This is a genomic window from Flavobacterium riviphilum, assembly GCF_055231795.1.
The window spans coordinates 199,104-217,549 of the sequence record NZ_JBUYSY010000003.1; the positions used below are offsets into that span (position 1 = coordinate 199,104).

Consider the following 18,446-nt stretch of genomic DNA (forward strand, 5'->3'; position numbering starts at 1 on the left):
AAGCGCAAACCAAAAACACCTCAGAACATTATTTTGTTGTGAGGTGTTTTTTTTAGAGTAATACAAACAAAAAAGCCTTGCATCTGCAAAGCTTTTCGTTTTTTATAAATCTTAGGTTATCTGTATCTCTAAAACAATCCGTTCAATTCTGCGTCAATTCTGTTGATGATGTTTCCTAAGTCTTCTGGGTTATCCACAAAATTTATGTTATCTACATCAATCACCAAAAGTTTTCCTTTCGTATAACTTTGAATCCACGCTTCGTAACGTTCGTTCAAACGGCTCAAATAGTCAATGGAAATGGAATTTTCGTATTCGCGTCCGCGTTTGTGAATTTGACCTACCAAATTGGGAATGGAACTTCGTAAGTAAATCAACAAATCTGGTGGTTGCACCATCGTTTCCATCAACTCAAACAAGGAAGAGTAGTTTTGGAAATCGCGATTCGTCATCAATCCCATGGCGTGAAGATTGGGCGCAAAAATATGCGCATCCTCATAAATCGTGCGGTCTTGAATGATTTTTTTTCCGCTTTGGCGGATTTGCATGATTTGCCTAAAACGACTATTTAAAAAGTAAATCTGCAAGTTAAAGGACCAACGCTCCATTTGATGATAGAAATCATCCAAATAGGGATTGTCTACCACATCTTCATAATGGGGTTCCCACTTGAAATGTTTCGACAATAATTGCGTTAAAGTTGTTTTTCCTGAGCCTATGTTTCCTGCTACTGCTATGTGCATTACGGTAGTATGATTTTAAAATTATAAATTCCTTCGTTTGTAAAAATAGCTAAAATTTGGGCTTGGTAATAGAATTTTTCAAACCTTTTTTCAGGGAGTTGAAGGGTAGTATTTGTCCATGATTTGTCTTTTTGTCGGCTCAAAAGTGTTATTTTTTGGTCCACACTATAGAGTATCTGATTGGAACTAATGATTTGAATTTGGTCAGCCATTGGAAATTTTCCTAAACTTTCGATGGCACCAAATAACGAACAAGCGTAGCCTTCTCCACTGTCATCCATCCATATAAAGGAATTAAAGTCAGTAGTGTAGTTTTTGACTTTTCCCGCCAAAGGAGTACTAATGGTTTTGTACTCGTTTTTGAGATAATCATATAATCCAATTTGTTGGTTGAGGTTATTGTAGACCCACAATTGGTTTTGACCCGCGATACCTACGGCAGTTGCATTGATTGGCGTAGGGTGCTCCGAAAAATTAATCTTCTGACTTTCGTTAAGTTGGTTATCGAGTAGAATGACGGTATTGAAATCCTCATAAAACAATACTATTTTGAGTGGATTTTGAAGGTCGACTTTGGTAATTTTTCCTAAGGACACGTTTTTGTATTCCCAGTTTTCAGAGCCTTTGCTTTTCTTGAAAACGTTATTTTCTATTGTGTAAACATACTCAAAAGCATCGCTAGCCCAAAACGTGACTGTTTTGGGAGCGACCTCCATTGCTTGCATTGGAATCCCTTTGATTTGGCTGTAGCATTGGGTTAAAAACGAAAATGCTACCAGAAACATCAAATACTTCTTCATATCGCTAATTTACAATTAAACCTTTTCATTTTTCGTAAGTCTATAGTTATTTATAAACTACTACTGTAACAAATGGATTTGAATCTCTTCTTATTGAAAAATTTGGAAACTATGTATAAAATTATTTTGCTTTTGACCGCGCTTGTATTGAGCAGTATTGGGCTTAGAGCTCAGGAATTTCAAGGGATGGCAGTGTATGAGTCTAAAACGAGTACCGCTGATTTTAAGACCAGAATGGAAGGAAATAAAAACATTACTCCCGAAATGATGAAAAACATTGAGGACCGAATGAAAAAAATGTTTGAGAAAACATTCATACTCAATTTTGATAAATCGGCGTCTATTTATAAAGAAGAAGAGAAATTAGACGCTCTAGGACAAGATGGCGGCGGCGGAATGCGAATGATGGCTACTTTTACTGGAGGTGGTGGAACGTATTACAAAAATGTAAAAGAGAAAACCTATACCGTCGATAAAGAATTTATGGGCAAAGAGTTCTTGGTTAAAGATACCTTAACCAACCTAAAATGGAAAATGGAAGGCGAAACCAGAGTAATTGGCGGTTACAATTGTTACAAAGCAACGGCCGTACGCCCAGTTAGTAAAACCGATTTTAGAAATTTTAGACCAAGAGACGAGAAAAAAGACGAGACTAAAAAAGAGACTTCTGAGAAAGCGGGCGAACCAAAGAAAACCAGCTTTATGGATGAGTTAGACGTTCCAAAAGAGGTGACAATCACAGCCTGGTACACTCCAGAAATACCAGTAAATCAAGGGCCTGAAGGCTATTGGGGATTGCCTGGTTTGATTCTGGAGGTAAACGATGGCAAAACCGTTATTTTGTGTTCTAAAGTAGTGTTGAACCCAAAAGAGAAAGCAGCAATAAAACCAGCTACTAATGGAAAAGTAATCAACCAAAAAGATTTTGACGAAACGGTAATCAAAAAAATGGAGGAATTCCGTGAGATGAATCGTGGAAGAGGTGGAAATAATGGTGGATTTAGAATGAGAATAGGAGGTTAACACTTCCTTTTTTTAATTTAAAAATACAACAAAAACAAAACAATTCCGCCTTCGGTGGGAGCGGCATCCTTTGCCTTTTTTCTTTACAAAAGGCAAAGATATAGCGGACGACGGGACTTTGTTGGCTCAAAATGCCCCTTGTTGCTGCTCCAAATAAAGCATTTCAACTAAACCATTCAATAACCAGTCTATGAAAGCATTGCTTCGAATTGCCTTTTTTCTATGCACTACTTTATCTTTTGCACAAACCATTAAACTCGACGGTTTGATTACCGACTCTAAAAACGCAGGACTTGAAATGGCCAACGTAATGGCGGTGAATAAAACCACCAAAGCAATGGATGCCTATGCCATAACGAATGATAAAGGTAAATTCAGTTTGAATTTGAAACCCAATACCACTTATTTAGTCAAAGTGAGTTTTTTGGGGATGCAAAATAAAGAGGTCGAAGTGACTACGGCTACCACTAATTTGGTCAAAAACATTGCTCTAGACGCCGGTGGTATTGAACTGGATGGGGTGGAAATTGTTCGCGAAATGCCTGTTTCTATTAAAGGCGACACGATTGTGTACAATGCCGATTCATTTAAATCGGGAACTGAAAGAAAACTAGAAGATGTATTGAAAAAATTGCCAGGAGTGGAAGTCAATGCCGATGGAGAGATTGAAGTAGAAGGTAAAAAAGTAACCAAGTTGATGGTGGAAGGGAAAGACTTTTTTGACGGTGATACCAAATTGGGAGTAAAAAATATCCCTGCCGATGCGATTGATAAAATACAAGTTTTGCGCAATTACAACGAGAATTCGATATTGAAAGGAGTAGAAAACAACCAAGACAATATTGGAATGAATATTAAATTGAAATCTGGGAAGAAGAACTTTTGGTTTGGAGATGTCAACGCGGGTGTTGGTGTGGCGCACAAAGAAAGCAGGTATGTGATTAATCCGAAATTGTTTTACTATAGTCCCAAGTACAGTATAAACTTGATTTCGAATTTCAACAACATAGGTGAATTACCTTTGACGATTCAGGATTACTTCAAATTTACAGGAGGATTCCGAGGATTGTCGGCTAAGGGAGGTTCTAGTTTTAACGTATCTTCTAATGATTTGGGGATTGCTTTGGCAAGAAACAATAGAGCCAAGGAAATTGACACCAAGTTTGGCGCAACCAATTTCTCGTACAATGTAAATAAAGCTTGGAGTTTTAGTGGTTTTGGAATTGTTTCTTCTTCGATTACAGATTTAGAAACCATCTCTCAAAATAATATCCTGAAACCAAATTCCTCAGAAGTTGCCTCTACCGAAAACCGCAAAGAAGTGGCGCATCAAACCAGTAATTTAGGTTTGTTTAAACTGAGTACCACATATAAACCAACGACAAGTTTTCAGTTGGATTATGATGTACTAACCAAGTTATCCAAACAAGACGAAAATACGTCCTTACTTCGTGAATCGATAGTACAGAACGTTTCGGCTACGGAATCTATAACTACGCTGAAAGAGCAAGACCCAATATCGGTAAATCAGAATTTGAGTGCTTATTTTACTTTGAATGAAAAGAATGTCTTTGCGGTTGAAATGCAAAATTTATATCAAGAAGAAGATCCGTTTTACAATGCCAATTTGCAATCGCGTCCTTTTAAATTAGCAGGATTTGATGTCAATCAGAAAAGAAATGATTACAACCAAACTCGATTTGTAAAAACGAACAAACTCGACGCCAAGTTGGATTATTATTATATGTTGACGCCCAAAAGCAATATCAATTTGACTTTAGGTAATACGTATTCGTATCAAAATTTTAATTCTTCTATTTTTCAGGTTTTGGATAATGGCACTGTAAACGATTTGAACGCTTCCGAAAATACCAACGATGTAGATTATCGTTTTAATGATGTGTTTTTAGGATTGCATTATAAGATGCTCACGGGTAAATTTACGTTTACGCCAGGAGTAAGTTTGCACAGTTACAACATGACCAATGCGCAATTAGGAACCGAATTCAGTCAGAAATTCTTCAGAGCCTTACCTGATTTTGTAGCGATTTACCAAATCAAAAAAGCCGAGTCTTTGACGTATAATTTCTCGTATACCAACAATTTTACCGATATCAATAGATTGGTGGAAGGTTATGTTTTCTCGAACTACAATAGTTTAACTCGCGGTTTCAGAGCACTAGAAAATGCTACGGCACAACAACATTCGCTGCGTTACTTCAAATACAATATGTTTAATATGGAAAACATTACCGCTTTTGTGAATTACACCAAAACGGTAGATGCCATAAAGACCAATGCCGTTTTTGATGGGGTAAACCAAACGTCAAGGCCTTTTAACTCACCTTTTGCCGATGAAACCATTTCGGGACGTGCTTCTTATGGACGTTCGTTTTTGAAAAATTACAAAGCTTCTTTTGATACTAATTTGAATTGGTCGAAATTCAATAACAAGCAGAACAATGTAACTATCGCTAATGAGAGTTTTACACAAAGTTATACTTTGAGAGCTTCTACCAATTACAAGAGCTTACCCAACCTAGAAGTAGGATACAATAGGGTAATCAATGACTATAACAATAATACTTTTTATACCGATCGTCCTTTTGCCAAGTTAGATTACTATTTCTTAGACAGTTTTTCATTTGTGGCCGAGTATGAGTTTTATCATTATTACAACAACGACAAAACGGTGAATAATGAATATGATTTCTTGAATGCGAGTTTGATTTACCAAAAGAAAAACAGCAAATTAGAGTATAAAATCAGCGGCACGAATTTATTGAATACTACCTCACTCAACGACGATAGTTTTTCGCAGTTTGCTACAAGGACCTCTCAGTACACCGTTCAGCCACGCTATTTGATTTTCTCTGTGAAGTATAATTTATAAAAAAAACATCACTTTTATCTTAAAAGTGATGTTTTGAATTAAGCATATAACGAATTAGCGTCTGGCCCAAACTTGTATTTGCCCTCGACCACCAAATAAATCTTTAGATTTGTAGTAAAATTCAATTCTATCAATACGTCTTCTATACGTTAAATTGATAACTCTAGATTCTTCACCATCTCTCATGGTTCTTCTTAATGGGATATCTTGTCGTTGTCCATTTTCATACACAATAGTCATTCTGTTAATGGTTACTGTGTTTCTTTTTGCTCGCACTTTCAATGCCGAATAACTGTCGCGGCCAGAAGGTCTAAAGTTATCTCTATCGCCTGATTTGTTCACGGTTTGTGTGCCAATAATTTCCCATCGGCCAATGGTATTGTTAGAAGAGCCCCAGTCTCTGTCTCTGTTTTTTTCTTTGTATCGGTTACCTTGAGCTTGTGCTATTGGAGCAACAAGGGTTAAAGCTAATGCAAGAACGAACAATTTAAAAATTTTTTTCATAATAGATTTTGTTATAGTTGCTACTTTAGATAGCATGGGTTAAACAATGTTATAAAAAAACTAATTTACATAAATATAGTGTTTTTTGAGTGTTATTAGTTAATTGTTAACATTTTTTATGAGAAATTTATAAATTCAGTACATGTCTAAAGAGTAGGTGTTTTTGATGGTTATCGATCAATTGCAGAGGTTTGAATAAGAAACAATAAAAAAACCTTCTCGTTACTGCAACAAGAAGGTTTTTTGTATATAAAAATGCTTTGATCTTACAATCCGAAAGCAGCTTTTACTTGATCAACAAAATCTAATTTTTCCCAAGTAAACAATTCCACTTCAACGGTTTTGGTTAAACCACCAGGGGCAGTAAAAGTTTTGGTTACGGTTTCAGGAGTACGTCCCATATGTCCGTAAGCCGCAGTTTCGCTATAGATAGGGTTTCTTAGCTTCAAACGTTGTTCGATGAAGTAAGGACGCATATCGAAGATTTCTTCTACTTTTTTAGCGATTTCACCGTTAGTCAAGTTTACTTTTGATGTTCCGTAGGTTTCGATGAAAATACCCATCGGTTTAGCTACACCAATTGCGTAAGAAACTTGTACCAAAATTTCGTCAGCTACACCTGCAGCTACTAAGTTTTTAGCAATATGACGAGTAGCATAAGCGGCACTACGGTCCACTTTACTTGGGTCTTTTCCTGAAAAAGCACCACCACCGTGCGCTCCTTTTCCACCGTAAGTATCTACAATGATTTTTCTTCCAGTTAATCCAGTATCACCGTGAGGTCCTCCAATTACGAATTTTCCAGTAGGGTTGATGTGGTATTGAATTTTATCATTGAATAAATGAGCGTGTTCTGGATTTTTAGCGATAATTCTAGGGATCAAAATGGCAACCATGTCCTTTTTGATTTTGGCCAGCATAGTAGCTTCTTCATCAAAATCATCATGTTGGGTAGAGATAACAATGGCGTCAATTCGTGTAGGTTTGTTGTCGTCGCTGTATTCTAGAGTTACTTGAGATTTAGCATCGGGACGTAAATAAGTGATTTCGTTATTTTCGCGTCTCAAAATGGCTAGTTCTTGTAATAATTTGTGCGATAAATCAAGTGCCAAGGGCATGTAGTTTTCCGTTTCGTTTGTAGCGTAACCAAACATCATTCCTTGGTCTCCCGCTCCTTGCTCTTCTTTGCTGGCTCTGTCTACTCCTTGATTGATATCGGCCGATTGTTCATGAATGGCTGAAAGAATCCCACAAGAATTGGCTTCAAACATGTATTCGCTTTTGGTATAGCCAATTTTTTTGATAACCCCACGAGCAATATCTTGAACATCCAAATACGTGTCTGATTTTACTTCTCCAGCCAAAATCACTTGGCCTGTGGTTACTAAAGTTTCACATGCAACTTTAGATTCGGGATCGAAAGCTAAAAAGTTATCAATAAGAGCATCCGAAATTTGATCAGCAATTTTGTCTGGATGTCCTTCACTAACCGACTCTGACGTAAATAAATAAGCCATAATAAATGTATATTTTTAAAAAATTAAGCGAGGAAGTTGACGTTGCGAAAGTCTAAAGTAGTGTTTCTGCTTTAGCATTTTTTAAGCTGAAATTGGGTTTCAGCATTCACATTGAGCGACTCATTGTGAAGAGGTTGCAATCAGTTCAAATTTTTCCTCTGTATTAGGGCGCAAAGGTATGAAACCATTTTTAATTTCAAATTAAAGTTGGTTTTTTTTTGTGAATTGTTAAGATAATCGTTTAAAAGACAGATATTTGTTATATTTAGAAAAACAACTCATAAAATTGTATTAATTGTTTGGTTATTTAGAAATATGTTTGCACATTTGTAAAACAAACAAAAAAAGTCATGAAATTAGTCTCTTGTAATATGAAAAAAACCGTTCAGGAATATCCCTGTGGGACGCCTATTGCATCTGTTTAATTTTTAAAAAATATACAGCAAAAAGCCTCCCAACTAAACGGGAGGCTTTTTTTTAATCCATTAATTTAAAGTTTTAACACATGAAAAATCGTAATCTTAAGCAGACGAAATCGAAGAATGTCAAGGCAATGGCAATGGCTCAATCTATGGTATTGTGTATGCTAAGCATGTGTTGATTCCTAAAAGGATACAGTTTAAAATTTTATTTTAAAACCCTTTTGGAATTCTTTCTAAAAGGGTTTTTTGTTATCAATTATTATTTTTTAAAAAGACAATTATTATGAGTACGATTCAATTTGCTACCAAAGCACTTCATACAGGACACGAACCCTCTAAAACCTTAGGTACAAGAGCAGTTCCTATTTATCAAACCACTTCCTATGTTTTTGAGAACTCAGATCATGCTTCTAATTTGTTTAATTTATCAGAAGCCGGATACATTTACACAAGATTGAATAATCCAACCAATGATATTTTGGAACAACGATTGGCTGCGCTAGAAGGTGGAATTGGAGCTGTTGTTACCGCTTCGGGAACGGCAGCTATTGCCACTACCTTGTTGGTGCTGTTAAAAGCGGGAGATCATATTGTGGCGTCCAATAGTTTGTATGGAGGCACCTATAATTTATTGAATGTAACCTTGCCTAGGCTGGGTATAACAACCACTTTTGTCGATCCATCTGATGCGAGCAATTTTACCCAAGCAGCAACCGCTAATACTAAAGTGTTTTTTGCAGAGTCTTTGGGAAATCCCAAATTAGATGTTTTGGATTTGAAAGCAATTGCTTCCGAAGCGCAACAATTACAAGTTCCTTTTATTGTAGATAATACCGTGCCATCGCCCTATTTACTTAACCCTATAGACTTTGGCATAAATATTGTGATTCACTCTTTAACGAAGTATATTTCTGGTAATGGGACTTCTCTAGGTGGGGTCATCATCGATGCAGGTACTTTTGATTGGAGTAGTGGGAAGTTTCCTGAATTTACGGAACCCTCACCCGGATATCACGGATTGGTGTATCACGAAGCTTTAGGCAATGCTGCATTTATTGCCAAAGTAAGAATCGAAGGACTACGAGATTATGGAGCTGCACTAAGTCCATTTAATGCTTTTCAAATTTTACAAGGTTTGGAAACTTTGTCAATACGAGTCCAGAAACACAGTGAAAATGCTTTGGCTCTGGCCCAATGGTTAGAGTTGCAACCCGCGGTTTCTTGGGTGAATTATCCAGGTTTGGCATCCAGCAAATATAACCATTTGGTAAAACGTTATTTGCCTAAGGGACAAGGAGGAATTGTAACTTTCGGACTCAAAGGTGGATTCGAAGCCGCGAAAAAAGTAGCCGATGGAACCCATTTTTTTTCGCTCTTAGCCAATATTGGAGACACCAAGTCATTGATCATTCATCCTGCAAGTACCACGCATCAACAATTGACAGCAGCGGAACAAGAAGCAACCGGAGTAACCAAAGATTTAATTCGACTGTCGGTTGGATTAGAAGATATTGAAGATTTAAAAGCCGATTTACAAGCGGTTTTCGAAACATTAACAGATTAAAATAAAACATAAGACAACCCTAAATATAAGCACCATGAAAGCAAATATAATCCTCCGTAAAATTTTTGATTTTTTCAGCAAAAAAAGTATCAAAACGAAAATAGAAAAGGTAGATCAAACGGTTACCGAATTGATTCATCCACGTTTTATTTTAGACAAATCCTCTGATCCTAAAAATGAAGAGGCTAAAAAATCGATGTTGTTTCATTTGTATTCAAATGAAAACGACACCCTTTTTATTTAGGGAATTCGTAACTATAGGAATTGAACAATAACCAAGTTGCTATCAAAAAGTTTACTTGGTTGTTGTTTTAAAAATTTGCGTGTTAAAAAAATAAATAGTTACTTTGCCGCAATAAAGTTCACAAACGTATTGAAATGTTATAAAGAAAGGTGGAGGGATTAGACCCTACGAAGCCTTAGCAACCCTTCGAAATCGAAGAAGGTGCTACATTCTATTCGCTCCGGCGGAAAAGATAACGCAATCGAATACTTCTAGTCTCCACTAGTTTTCTTTCTAATGTTTCCAAATACAAATCATCAATTGTAAAGATTTGACATTGGAAAATCCACTCAACAAACTCTCTATTCTTTCGTTTACTACCGAAAACGGTACGGTCTATCCATGTATTGATTTGAGCTATCAGGTGTTTGGTCCGGCTTTGCATACCGCTCCTGTAGTGGTAGTCAATCATGCCTTAACTGGAAATTCTCAAGTTATTGGGGATAAAGGTTGGTGGAATGATTTGATAGGTCCAAATAAGACAATCGACACGCTTCACTACACTATAGTTGCCTTTAACGTTCCCGGAAACGGTTATGATGGAACCACTATTTCGGTACCTACTAATTTTACAGCTCGTGATGTGGCGCAACTTTTTTTATTGGGGTTGGAACAATTGACCCTATCCAAAATATATGCCCTAATCGGAGGGTCAGTAGGGGGTGGGATTGCTTGGGAAATGATAGCCCTAGCCCCGAATTTGTGTCAACATGTGATTCCTATTGCGACCGATTGGAAAGCGACCGATTGGATGATTGCCAATTGTTATTTACAAGAACAGATCCTAAATCATTCCTCGCATCCTATTGAAGATGCAAGAGTACACGCCATGTTGTGTTATAGAACCCCCGAATCCTTTCAGGCTAAATTCAATAGAACTCAAAATGAAGCCTTAGGTGTTTTTAACATTGAAAGTTGGTTAGCCCATCACGGGGATAAATTGCAAAAACGTTTTCAATTGTCGGCCTACAAAATGATGAATCAATTATTAAAAACAATAGATATCACTCGAGGAAGGGGAACTTTTGAAGAAGTAATGGCGCCCGTTACTGCTCAAATACACCTTGTTGCCATAACAACCGATTTGTTCTTTACGCCCAATGAAAATCGTACAACCTTCCAAGAGTTGCAAAAAACACAACAACAAGTATCGTATCATGAGATTGATTCTATTCATGGACATGATGCTTTTTTAATAGAATACCAACAACTAGATAATTTACTTAAATCGCTATTTTAAGCTTAAAAAATCAATACAAATGAAAATTTTAAAATTTGGAGGAAAATCATTAGCCAATGGAAATGGCCTCAACAAAGTACTTGCCATTATTTCTGATAAAGTTTTGAAAGGTGAAGAATTTGCCGTAGTGGTTTCGGCTCGTGGCAATGCTACCGACGAGTTGGAAGATATACTTGCTATTGCGTCTAAAAATGAAAACTACAGACCCCTTTTCGAAAAATTCAAAACCTATCAGCAAGGAGAATATCCCGATGTGGATTTATCAAATGAATTCACAGTCTTAGAAAAATTATTTGAAGGCGTAAGCTTAATTGGGGATTATAGTGAAAAAATAAAAGATCAAATTCTTTCTCAAGGCGAATTGCTTTCGGCTAGATTGATCACAGCAGTTTTAAAGCAAAAAGGAATTAATGCTCATTTTGCCGATGCTCGAGAATTGATTAAAACCGATGCCAAATTTGGAGATGCCCAACCGATTGAGCAAATTTCTAAGAAAAATGTAGTTCAGTTTTTCAAACAACATGCTGACAAAATCAATATTATTACGGGTTTTATAGGCTCTAATGCCAAAAACGAAGCCACTACGTTAGGAAGAAATGGAAGTAATTATACCGCTTCGCTTTTTGCCAATTATTTGAATGCAGAGGAATTACAAAATTTCACTCATGTGGATGGTATTTATACGGCCAATCCAGAATTGGTAGAAGATGCCAAAAAAATTGATTTTCTATCCTTTAATGAAGCCAATGAGCTGGCCAATTTTGGAGCAACAATATTGCACGCCAAAACCATCATCCCGCTTTTGGAAAAAAATATACCACTACGTATTCTCAATACCTTCAACCACGAAAATAAAGGAACATTGATTACTTCAAATGCAGGGAAAGAAGGTATCAAAACCTTGTCTGTGTTAGACAATGTGGCCTTGGTCAATTTAGAAGGACGTGGGTTGCTTGGAAAAACAGGGGTTGATGCCCGAATTTTCCGAGTTATGGGCGATAATGACATCAGCGTGAGTATCATCTCTCAAGGTTCCTCCGAACGTGGCATCGGACTAGTAGTAGCCGCCGATAAAGCCAGCAAGGCTATTATTGAATTGGAAAAAGAATTTGAAAATGATTTTTATTCTAAGGATGTGAATAAGATTTCGGTTACTGATAATGTTGCTGTAATTTCGATTATTGGTCAAGATTTAAGTACTTTTCATAAGCCTTATACCGCATTAATTCGAAACAAAATAATTCCAATACTTTTCAATAATACCGTAACAGGTAAAAATGTGAGTATGGTGGTGCATAAATCCGAGTTGAACCGCGCCCTAAACGTAATTCATGGTGAAATTTTTGGGGTTTCTAAGAAAATCAACATCGCGATTTTTGGACACGGATTGGTTGGCGGTACATTAATCAACCAAATATTAGAATCAGCCGATGCCATTGAAAAACGCAAAGACATTCGATTGAATATTTTTGCTATTGCCAATTCTAAGAATGTTTTATTAAATAAAAATGGGATTTCCCCTAATTGGAGAAGTGAAATACAAACCAACGGGCATTCTTATTCGATAAAAGAAATTATAGCGTATGCCAACGAACATCATTTGGAGAATCTAATTGCTATCGATAATACGGCTAGTGCAGCTTTTGTAGAAAATTATATTCCCTTAGTAGAAAGCAGCTTCGACTTGATTTCTTCGAATAAAGTGGCCAATACGTTGAGCTATAGTTTTTACAAGAAATTGAGAAAGGTTTTGGATGAGAATCAAAAGAATTACTTGTACGAAACCAATGTGGGGGCAGGTTTACCTTTGATTGATACCATCAAATTGTTGCATTTGTCAGGTGAAAACATCACCAAAATCAAAGGAGTGTTTTCAGGTACATTAAGTTATTTGTTCAATAATTTCTCGGCCAAAGATGTTCCTTTTAGTGAAATTTTGAAAGAAGCTATCGACAACGGTTACACCGAACCCGACCCAAGAGAAGATTTGTGTGGTAATGATGTAGGTAGAAAACTGTTGATTTTGGCGAGAGAATTGGATTTGCAAAACGAATTTGATGAGATTGCCATTCAAAATTTAATTCCAGAGCATTTGCGTGAAGGCGATGTGTCGACTTTCTTGAACAAATTAAAAGAGTTCGATGCTATTTATGCTAAAATTAAAGCAGAACAAAAACCCAACCACGTTTTGCGCTACATTGGAGAACTGTCTGGTGATTTACAAAACGACAAAGGAAATCTGGAAGTAAAATTAGTTTCCGTACCTTCGGATACTGCTTTGGGAGGTTTGAAAGGTTCGGATTCGTTCTTTGAAATTTACACCGAATCCTACGGCGACCGACCTATTGTAATTCAAGGAGCAGGAGCAGGTTCAGCAGTGACGGCGAGAGGTGTGTTTGGAGATATTTTGAGGTTGTCGGATAAAGGGTAAACGCCCCCCTAGCCCGCCTAGGCGGGGAATGAAAAGCAGATTATAGATTAAAGAAACAAGATTGAATTAAGTATGAATTTATTTTTTATTGTTATTGGTTTAAATGTTTCTATTATCTTTTTGTTCGATAAAACAAAACTAGAAGATAAGAAATGGTTCAAAACTATCTTGCTAATAAATTTATTGCTTTTTATTATTGCGTTAATATGTTTTATTTTAGGGTTTATGAAATCAACAGCGATTAATTCTTTGTTCGTTCCTTTTATTTCACAATTGTCTTATTTAGGATTAAATCAATTGTTTTATTTGATTCATAACAAAAATAGTGAAGATGCTTTTTGGTCAATGGATAAGAGTTTGTATAAAGTTGGGTTTTTTAATGCCCTTGTTTGGATTATATTGTTAGTGCCATTTTTGTTTTTTCTTTAATGGTTATAAAAGAGATTTTTAGTTTTATATAGTACTAATTTAAAACGACGACTTACCTCCAGTCAATACTCCCTTTCGCCGCGGCGAAAGGGTTGGGGAGGGGCTTATTATGGAACTAACAAACAAAGACTATAAAAATTGGATTGTTGAACTGAAAAGCAAAATTCGTTCTTCGCAAATTAAAGCGGCAATTGCTGTAAATAGCGAGCTGATAGCTTTTTATTGGGAATTGGGAAAATCAATTAGTGAAAAGGAAATTGTTTGGGGTAGTAAATTGATTGAAAAGGTAGCGCAAGACTTGAAAGAAGATTTTCCAGAGATGAAAGGACTTTCAAGAAGAAACTTATTTAATTGCAAGCAATTTTATAAATTTTACGCTCCCGATTTAGTGCAACAAGCTGTTGCACTATTGGAACAACAAGCTAGTCTTGAGTTGCAAAAGGCAAGCATTCAGTTATTAAACAAAACGCAACAACTGCTAATTCAAGTGCCTTGGGGGCATAATATCCTTATTTTTACGAAATCAAAGGATACAAATGAAGCGGTTTTTTATATCCAACAAACCATTGAAAATAATTGGAGTAGAGATATTTTAGACCTTCAAATAAAATCAAAGTTGTATGAAAGACAGGGTAAATCGATAACTAATTTCAAAAACACCTTGCCAGAGCCTTTTTCGGATTTGGCAATTCAAACACTAAAGGATCCTTATGTTTTTGATTTTCTTACATTAGATTCTAAATATAGAGAGCGAGATATTGAAAGTCAATTGGTAGAACATATCACTAAGTTTTTACTTGAGTTAGGTAAAGGATTTGCATTTGTCGGACAGCAATATCATTTGGTTATTGCCGAGAATGATTACTATATCGATTTGCTCTTTTACCATACTCGCCTCAAATGTTATATTGTGGTTGAATTAAAAAACACCAAGTTTATACCCGAGTTTGCAGGAAAATTGAATTTTTATTTGTCGGCTGTGGATAGTTTGGTCAAGCAAGATGATGATAACCCAACTATTGGTATTTTGCTTTGTAAGGATAAAAGTAATTTAGAAGCTGAATTTGCTTTACGAGACATAAACAAACCTATCGGAATAAGCGAATTAAAGTTAACGGAAAATTTGCCAGACAACCTTAAAAGTAGTTTACCTACGATTGAAGAAATTGAGCAAGAATTAAAAAGACTTGATGTTTAAGTATTGGAAGAATAATTTTATAATTTAAAAAAGACTTACCTCCAGTCTTATACTCCCTCCCTTTTGGGGAGGGTTAGGGAGGGGCTTATTATGAAAGTAACATTAAACAGAGTAAACGAAAATTTCCATTTCGAGTTAAAAAATGACAGAGGTCATCTAGTAAATGTAGATGCGCGTCCTGAATTTGGTGGAAATGATATGGGACCAAGTCCAATGGAATTAGTATTGATGGGAGTGGCAGGTTGTAGTGGCATCGATATGATTTCAATTTTGAAGAAACAGCGTCAAGAAATAATCTCTTTCAAAGCTGAGGTAGAAGGAGAACGCGTACAAGTGGGCGAAGCCAAACCCTTCAAGGATATTCACGTAGTGTTTTATTTGGAAGGTGAAATTGTTCCTGAGAAAGCGGCTCGTGCAGCACAACTTTCTTTTGAGAAATACTGTTCTGTTTCCAAAACTTTAGAACCCACCGCAACCATTCACTACAAAGTGGTTTTGAACGGAGAGGAATTATAAATTATTCAAGCAAAAAAAACACAGATTGCACAGATTTACACAGATTTGTCAGTTTGTTTTTGAAATTTAAAACAATAAGAATTTGTGCAAATTCGTGCAATTCGTGTTAAAAACAAAAAAATAAATGAACGAACAAGATTTTGGTTTTGAAACCCAAGCCATTCGCGATCAGATAGAACGAACACAATATTTAGAGCATTCGGTGCCTTTATACTTAACGTCAAGTTTTGTATTTGAGGATGCCGAAGATATGAGAGCTTCATTTGCAGAAGAAAAAGAACGCAATGTGTACAGTCGCTACAGCAACCCCAACACCATTGAGTTTATTGATAAAATTTGCAAAATGGAAGGCGCTGAGTCGGGTTATGCTTTTGCCTCAGGAATGGCGGCCATCTATTCTACGTTTGCAGCTTTGTTGAAGTCGGGCGATCATATCGTTTCCTCAAGCAGTATTTTTGGGGCATCGCATTCTTTGTTTATGAATTATTTCCCAAAGTGGAATATCCAAACAACGTATTTCGATATTAATCAACCTGAGACTATTGAGAGTTGTATTCAACCCAACACCAAGATTCTTTATGCAGAATCTCCAACGAATCCAGCCATCGATATTATTGATTTGGAAGTATTGGGGACAATTGCCAAAAAGCACAATTTGATTTTGATTATCGATAACTGTTTTGCTACGCCATACATTCAGCAACCTATTAAATGGGGAGCGGATTTAGTGATACATTCAGCTACCAAATTAATCGATGGACAAGGCAGAGTATTAGGAGGGATAACCGTTGGAAGATCGGATTTGATTAAAGATATTTATCTTTTTTCTCGTTTGACGGGACCTTCTTTGTCGCCATTTAATGCTTGGGTTTTGTCTAAAAGTTTAGAAACTCTCGCGGTTCGTGTAGACAGACATTGTGAAAACGCATTGAAAGTAGCCGAGTTTTTAGAAAATCATCCCCAAGTTAATAAAGTGAAATACCCTTTCTTGAAATCGCATCCCCAATACGAAATTGCCCAAAAGCAAATGAAATTGGGTGGTAACATTGTAGCCTTCGAAATCAAAGGCGGTCTTGAAGCAGGAAGAGCCTTTTTGGATAAAATAAAATTATGTTCGTTATCGCCTAATTTGGGTGATACAAGAACTATTGTAACGCATCCAGCTTCTACTACACATAGTAAATTATCTGTAGAAGAGCGTTTGGCGGTGAGCATCACCGATGGTTTGGTGCGTATTTCCGTAGGATTAGAAACCGTAGAAGATGTGATTGCCGATTTGAATCAGGCTTTAGCATAAAAAGTTTTAATTATTGATTCATATACAATGACCCACGGTTTCACCCGTGGGTTTTGTGTTTATATTGTTAAAAAGTATATTTTTGTTATTATAATAAGGTAATGATTGTTGTAGGTAAAAGCTTCAATCGCTACACTTCAACCCAAATGCATTATGCTTTCAAAAAAAACGAAATACGGAATCAAAGCGCTTACTTTTTTGGCACGTCAAAAGGACAATACACCTGTGCAAATTGCCGAAATTGCCAAGGCGGAACATATTTCTTTGAAGTTTTTGGAAAGCATTTTATTACTCTTGCGTCATTCAGGTTTTTTGGGAGCCAAAAAAGGTAAAGGTGGCGGCTATTATTTGATTAAAGAACCCAAAGACATCAATATGGCCAAGGTCTATCGCATACTCGAAGGACCAATTGCCTTATTGCCTTGTGCCAGTCATAATTTCTATGAGCCTTGCGATGACTGCAACGACGAAGCCACTTGCGCCGTTCGTAAACTGATGATGGAAGTGCGTGACAATACCTTAATGATTCTGGAGAACAATACCTTGGCAGACATTGCTTTTTAAAAAATTAACCGCAAATTCACAAATTTTAACTAGGTTTTAAAATTTGCGAATTTGCGGTTCTTTGGTTTACTTTCAGTTACCGTTTCGGTTTTAGAAAGTTTATTTAGTGGTGTGAGAGAATTAAAAAATCAATTTATATCCTACAAAAAACAACATCATTGCGATTGAATTTCTAAGTAACAAGTCTGGAACTTTTCCACTGAGCATACTGCCGATGTAGATACCAGGAAGTGAACCCATAAGTAATTGACCTAGTAATGGCCAATCCATATTACCCATCGATGCGTGACCAAAGCCAGCCACAAGTGTTAATGGAACGGCATGAGCAATTTCAGTACCAACTAATTTAGGTGTGGGTAAAAGAGGGTACAAAAAAAATAAAGTTACAGTACCTAAAGCTCCAGCTCCGATAGAAGTAAGCGTAACAGTAGCTCCCAATAATATTCCAATAGCGACCGTCAGTAAATTTTGGGTTTTACTTTCACTATGAAATTTATCTCCTGCATGTTTTTGTGAAAATACCAATAATTTCTTTTTGAAAATTATCGCAATTGAGGTGAACAATAGCGCCCAGCCTAGACTGTATTTGATGATGCTATTCAGTCCCGTAATATCTGCCTTAAAGCTTTCCAAAATCCACAAGGTTACAGCAGCGGCAGGTACACTTCCTAACGAAAGCCAACCCACAATGGTCCAGTTGATATTACTTTTTTTATTGTGAACAAATATTCCACCCATTTTGGTAAAAGCCGCATACAGTAAATCAGTACCAACCGCTGTAGTGGGAGGAATACCGAACCATAACAAAATAGGAGTCATCAATGACCCACCACCAACACCAGTCATTCCGACCACAAAACCTACTACTAAACCTGCTATAACAAAACCAATATGAAAATCCATTGAAATATTTTTTTTTGCAAATGTAAAAGAATTTTATAATAATCCTATCGAATAAGTAGAATTAATTTTTTTAGTACCAATTTTCTCTTTTTTTATCACGTCTCTTCTAGTGATTCGCT

At 36.4% G+C, this 18,446-nt stretch carries 16 protein-coding genes and 1 riboswitch; of the genes, 11 read left to right on the forward strand and 5 right to left on the reverse strand.

The features are described 5' to 3' along the window. Positions 1-128: 128 nt before the first annotated feature. Together ACZIX2_RS05725 and ACZIX2_RS05730 are read right to left on the reverse strand one after the other, a co-directional pair. A complete protein-coding gene (locus ACZIX2_RS05725; protein ID WP_463339127.1) occupies positions 129-743 on the reverse strand; it encodes a deoxynucleoside kinase in 615 nt (204 codons plus the stop codon). Then, positions 743-1,543, reverse strand: coding sequence for a hypothetical protein (locus ACZIX2_RS05730; RefSeq protein WP_463339128.1), 801 nt, complete (start codon positions 1,541-1,543; stop codon positions 743-745). Before ACZIX2_RS05730 ends, ACZIX2_RS05725 begins: the two co-directional genes overlap by 1 nt. Positions 1,544-1,654: 111 nt before the next feature. Here ACZIX2_RS05730 and ACZIX2_RS05735 point away from each other — a divergent pair, with 111 nt between their 5' ends. Together ACZIX2_RS05735 and ACZIX2_RS05740 are read left to right on the forward strand one after the other, a co-directional pair. After that, complete coding sequence (locus tag ACZIX2_RS05735; protein WP_463339129.1) at positions 1,655-2,566, forward strand: GLPGLI family protein; 912 nt, start codon at positions 1,655-1,657, stop codon at positions 2,564-2,566. A 190-nt stretch (positions 2,567-2,756) separates the two neighbouring features. Beyond that, the gene (locus ACZIX2_RS05740) at positions 2,757-5,459 is read left to right on the forward strand and encodes a carboxypeptidase-like regulatory domain-containing protein (protein WP_463339130.1); all 2,703 of its coding nucleotides are present in this window, start codon (positions 2,757-2,759) and stop codon (positions 5,457-5,459) included. 54 nt (positions 5,460-5,513) lie between these two features. On the opposite strand, the gene ACZIX2_RS05745 is transcribed toward ACZIX2_RS05740, so the two are convergent. Together ACZIX2_RS05745 and metK are read right to left on the reverse strand one after the other, a co-directional pair. Next, on the reverse strand, positions 5,514-5,963 hold the full coding sequence (locus ACZIX2_RS05745) for a DUF2541 family protein (protein ID WP_463339131.1): 450 nt from the start codon (positions 5,961-5,963) through the stop codon (positions 5,514-5,516). A 266-nt stretch (positions 5,964-6,229) separates the two neighbouring features. Next, positions 6,230-7,480 carry a methionine adenosyltransferase gene (gene metK / locus ACZIX2_RS05750; RefSeq protein WP_463339132.1) on the reverse strand — a complete coding sequence of 417 codons (1,251 nt, stop codon included), beginning with the start codon at positions 7,478-7,480 and terminating at the stop codon, positions 6,230-6,232. 705 nt (positions 7,481-8,185) lie between these two features. Here metK and ACZIX2_RS05755 point away from each other — a divergent pair. From ACZIX2_RS05755 to ACZIX2_RS05795, 9 genes are all read left to right on the forward strand, one after another. Continuing rightward, positions 8,186-9,466 carry an O-acetylhomoserine aminocarboxypropyltransferase/cysteine synthase family protein gene (locus tag ACZIX2_RS05755; protein ID WP_463339133.1) on the forward strand — a complete coding sequence of 427 codons (1,281 nt, stop codon included), beginning with the start codon at positions 8,186-8,188 and terminating at the stop codon, positions 9,464-9,466. A 34-nt stretch (positions 9,467-9,500) separates the two neighbouring features. Further along, a complete protein-coding gene (locus tag ACZIX2_RS05760) occupies positions 9,501-9,710 on the forward strand; it encodes a hypothetical protein (RefSeq protein WP_463339134.1) in 210 nt (69 codons plus the stop codon). 134 nt (positions 9,711-9,844) lie between these two features. Continuing rightward, a riboswitch (SAM riboswitch) is annotated at positions 9,845-9,949 on the forward strand. Positions 9,950-10,026: 77 nt separating this feature from the next. Beyond that, positions 10,027-10,989 carry an alpha/beta fold hydrolase gene (locus ACZIX2_RS05765; protein WP_463339135.1) on the forward strand — a complete coding sequence of 321 codons (963 nt, stop codon included), beginning with the start codon at positions 10,027-10,029 and terminating at the stop codon, positions 10,987-10,989. A gap of 19 nt (positions 10,990-11,008) precedes the next feature. Then, a complete protein-coding gene (gene thrA, locus ACZIX2_RS05770; protein WP_463339136.1) occupies positions 11,009-13,420 on the forward strand; it encodes a bifunctional aspartate kinase/homoserine dehydrogenase I in 2,412 nt (803 codons plus the stop codon). A 72-nt stretch (positions 13,421-13,492) separates the two neighbouring features. Further along, a complete protein-coding gene (locus ACZIX2_RS05775) occupies positions 13,493-13,849 on the forward strand; it encodes a hypothetical protein (RefSeq protein WP_463339137.1) in 357 nt (118 codons plus the stop codon). 109 nt (positions 13,850-13,958) lie between these two features. Next, positions 13,959-15,047 (forward strand): PDDEXK nuclease domain-containing protein, encoded by a 1,089-nt coding sequence (locus ACZIX2_RS05780; RefSeq protein WP_463339138.1) that lies wholly within the window; start codon positions 13,959-13,961, stop codon positions 15,045-15,047. A gap of 90 nt (positions 15,048-15,137) precedes the next feature. Next, positions 15,138-15,563, forward strand: coding sequence for an OsmC family protein (locus ACZIX2_RS05785; protein ID WP_463339139.1), 426 nt, complete (start codon positions 15,138-15,140; stop codon positions 15,561-15,563). A gap of 124 nt (positions 15,564-15,687) precedes the next feature. Next, a complete protein-coding gene (locus tag ACZIX2_RS05790; RefSeq protein WP_463339140.1) occupies positions 15,688-16,860 on the forward strand; it encodes a trans-sulfuration enzyme family protein in 1,173 nt (390 codons plus the stop codon). 153 nt (positions 16,861-17,013) lie between these two features. Beyond that, entirely contained in the window at positions 17,014-17,424 is a 411-nt protein-coding gene (locus ACZIX2_RS05795) for an RrF2 family transcriptional regulator (RefSeq protein WP_159687688.1), read from the forward strand. A gap of 120 nt (positions 17,425-17,544) precedes the next feature. Here ACZIX2_RS05795 and ACZIX2_RS05800 read toward each other — a convergent pair whose 3' ends face one another. Beyond that, positions 17,545-18,327, reverse strand: coding sequence for a sulfite exporter TauE/SafE family protein (locus tag ACZIX2_RS05800; protein WP_463339141.1), 783 nt, complete (start codon positions 18,325-18,327; stop codon positions 17,545-17,547). Positions 18,328-18,446: the final 119 nt, after the last annotated feature.

Bases quoted from the DNA above. Each gene is read 5' to 3' on its own strand.
- ACZIX2_RS05735 (WP_463339129.1), top strand. From the start codon at position 1,655: ATGTATAAAATTATTTTGCTTTTGACCGCGCTTGTATTGAGCAGTATT.
- ACZIX2_RS05755 (WP_463339133.1), top strand. From the start codon at position 8,186: ATGAGTACGATTCAATTTGCTACCAAAGCACTTCATACAGGACACGAA.
- ACZIX2_RS05760 (WP_463339134.1), top strand. From the start codon at position 9,501: ATGAAAGCAAATATAATCCTCCGTAAAATTTTTGATTTTTTCAGCAAA.
- ACZIX2_RS05775 (WP_463339137.1), top strand. From the start codon at position 13,493: ATGAATTTATTTTTTATTGTTATTGGTTTAAATGTTTCTATTATCTTT.
- ACZIX2_RS05745 (WP_463339131.1), bottom strand. From the start codon at position 5,963: ATGAAAAAAATTTTTAAATTGTTCGTTCTTGCATTAGCTTTAACCCTT.
- ACZIX2_RS05790 (WP_463339140.1), top strand. From the start codon at position 15,688: ATGAACGAACAAGATTTTGGTTTTGAAACCCAAGCCATTCGCGATCAG.
- ACZIX2_RS05780 (WP_463339138.1), top strand. From the start codon at position 13,959: ATGGAACTAACAAACAAAGACTATAAAAATTGGATTGTTGAACTGAAA.
- ACZIX2_RS05740 (WP_463339130.1), top strand. From the start codon at position 2,757: ATGAAAGCATTGCTTCGAATTGCCTTTTTTCTATGCACTACTTTATCT.
- ACZIX2_RS05725 (WP_463339127.1), bottom strand. From the start codon at position 743: ATGCACATAGCAGTAGCAGGAAACATAGGCTCAGGAAAAACAACTTTA.
- metK (WP_463339132.1), bottom strand. From the start codon at position 7,480: ATGGCTTATTTATTTACGTCAGAGTCGGTTAGTGAAGGACATCCAGAC.
- ACZIX2_RS05730 (WP_463339128.1), bottom strand. From the start codon at position 1,543: ATGAAGAAGTATTTGATGTTTCTGGTAGCATTTTCGTTTTTAACCCAA.
- thrA (WP_463339136.1), top strand. From the start codon at position 11,009: ATGAAAATTTTAAAATTTGGAGGAAAATCATTAGCCAATGGAAATGGC.
- ACZIX2_RS05785 (WP_463339139.1), top strand. From the start codon at position 15,138: ATGAAAGTAACATTAAACAGAGTAAACGAAAATTTCCATTTCGAGTTA.
- ACZIX2_RS05795 (WP_159687688.1), top strand. From the start codon at position 17,014: ATGCTTTCAAAAAAAACGAAATACGGAATCAAAGCGCTTACTTTTTTG.
- ACZIX2_RS05800 (WP_463339141.1), bottom strand. From the start codon at position 18,327: ATGGATTTTCATATTGGTTTTGTTATAGCAGGTTTAGTAGTAGGTTTT.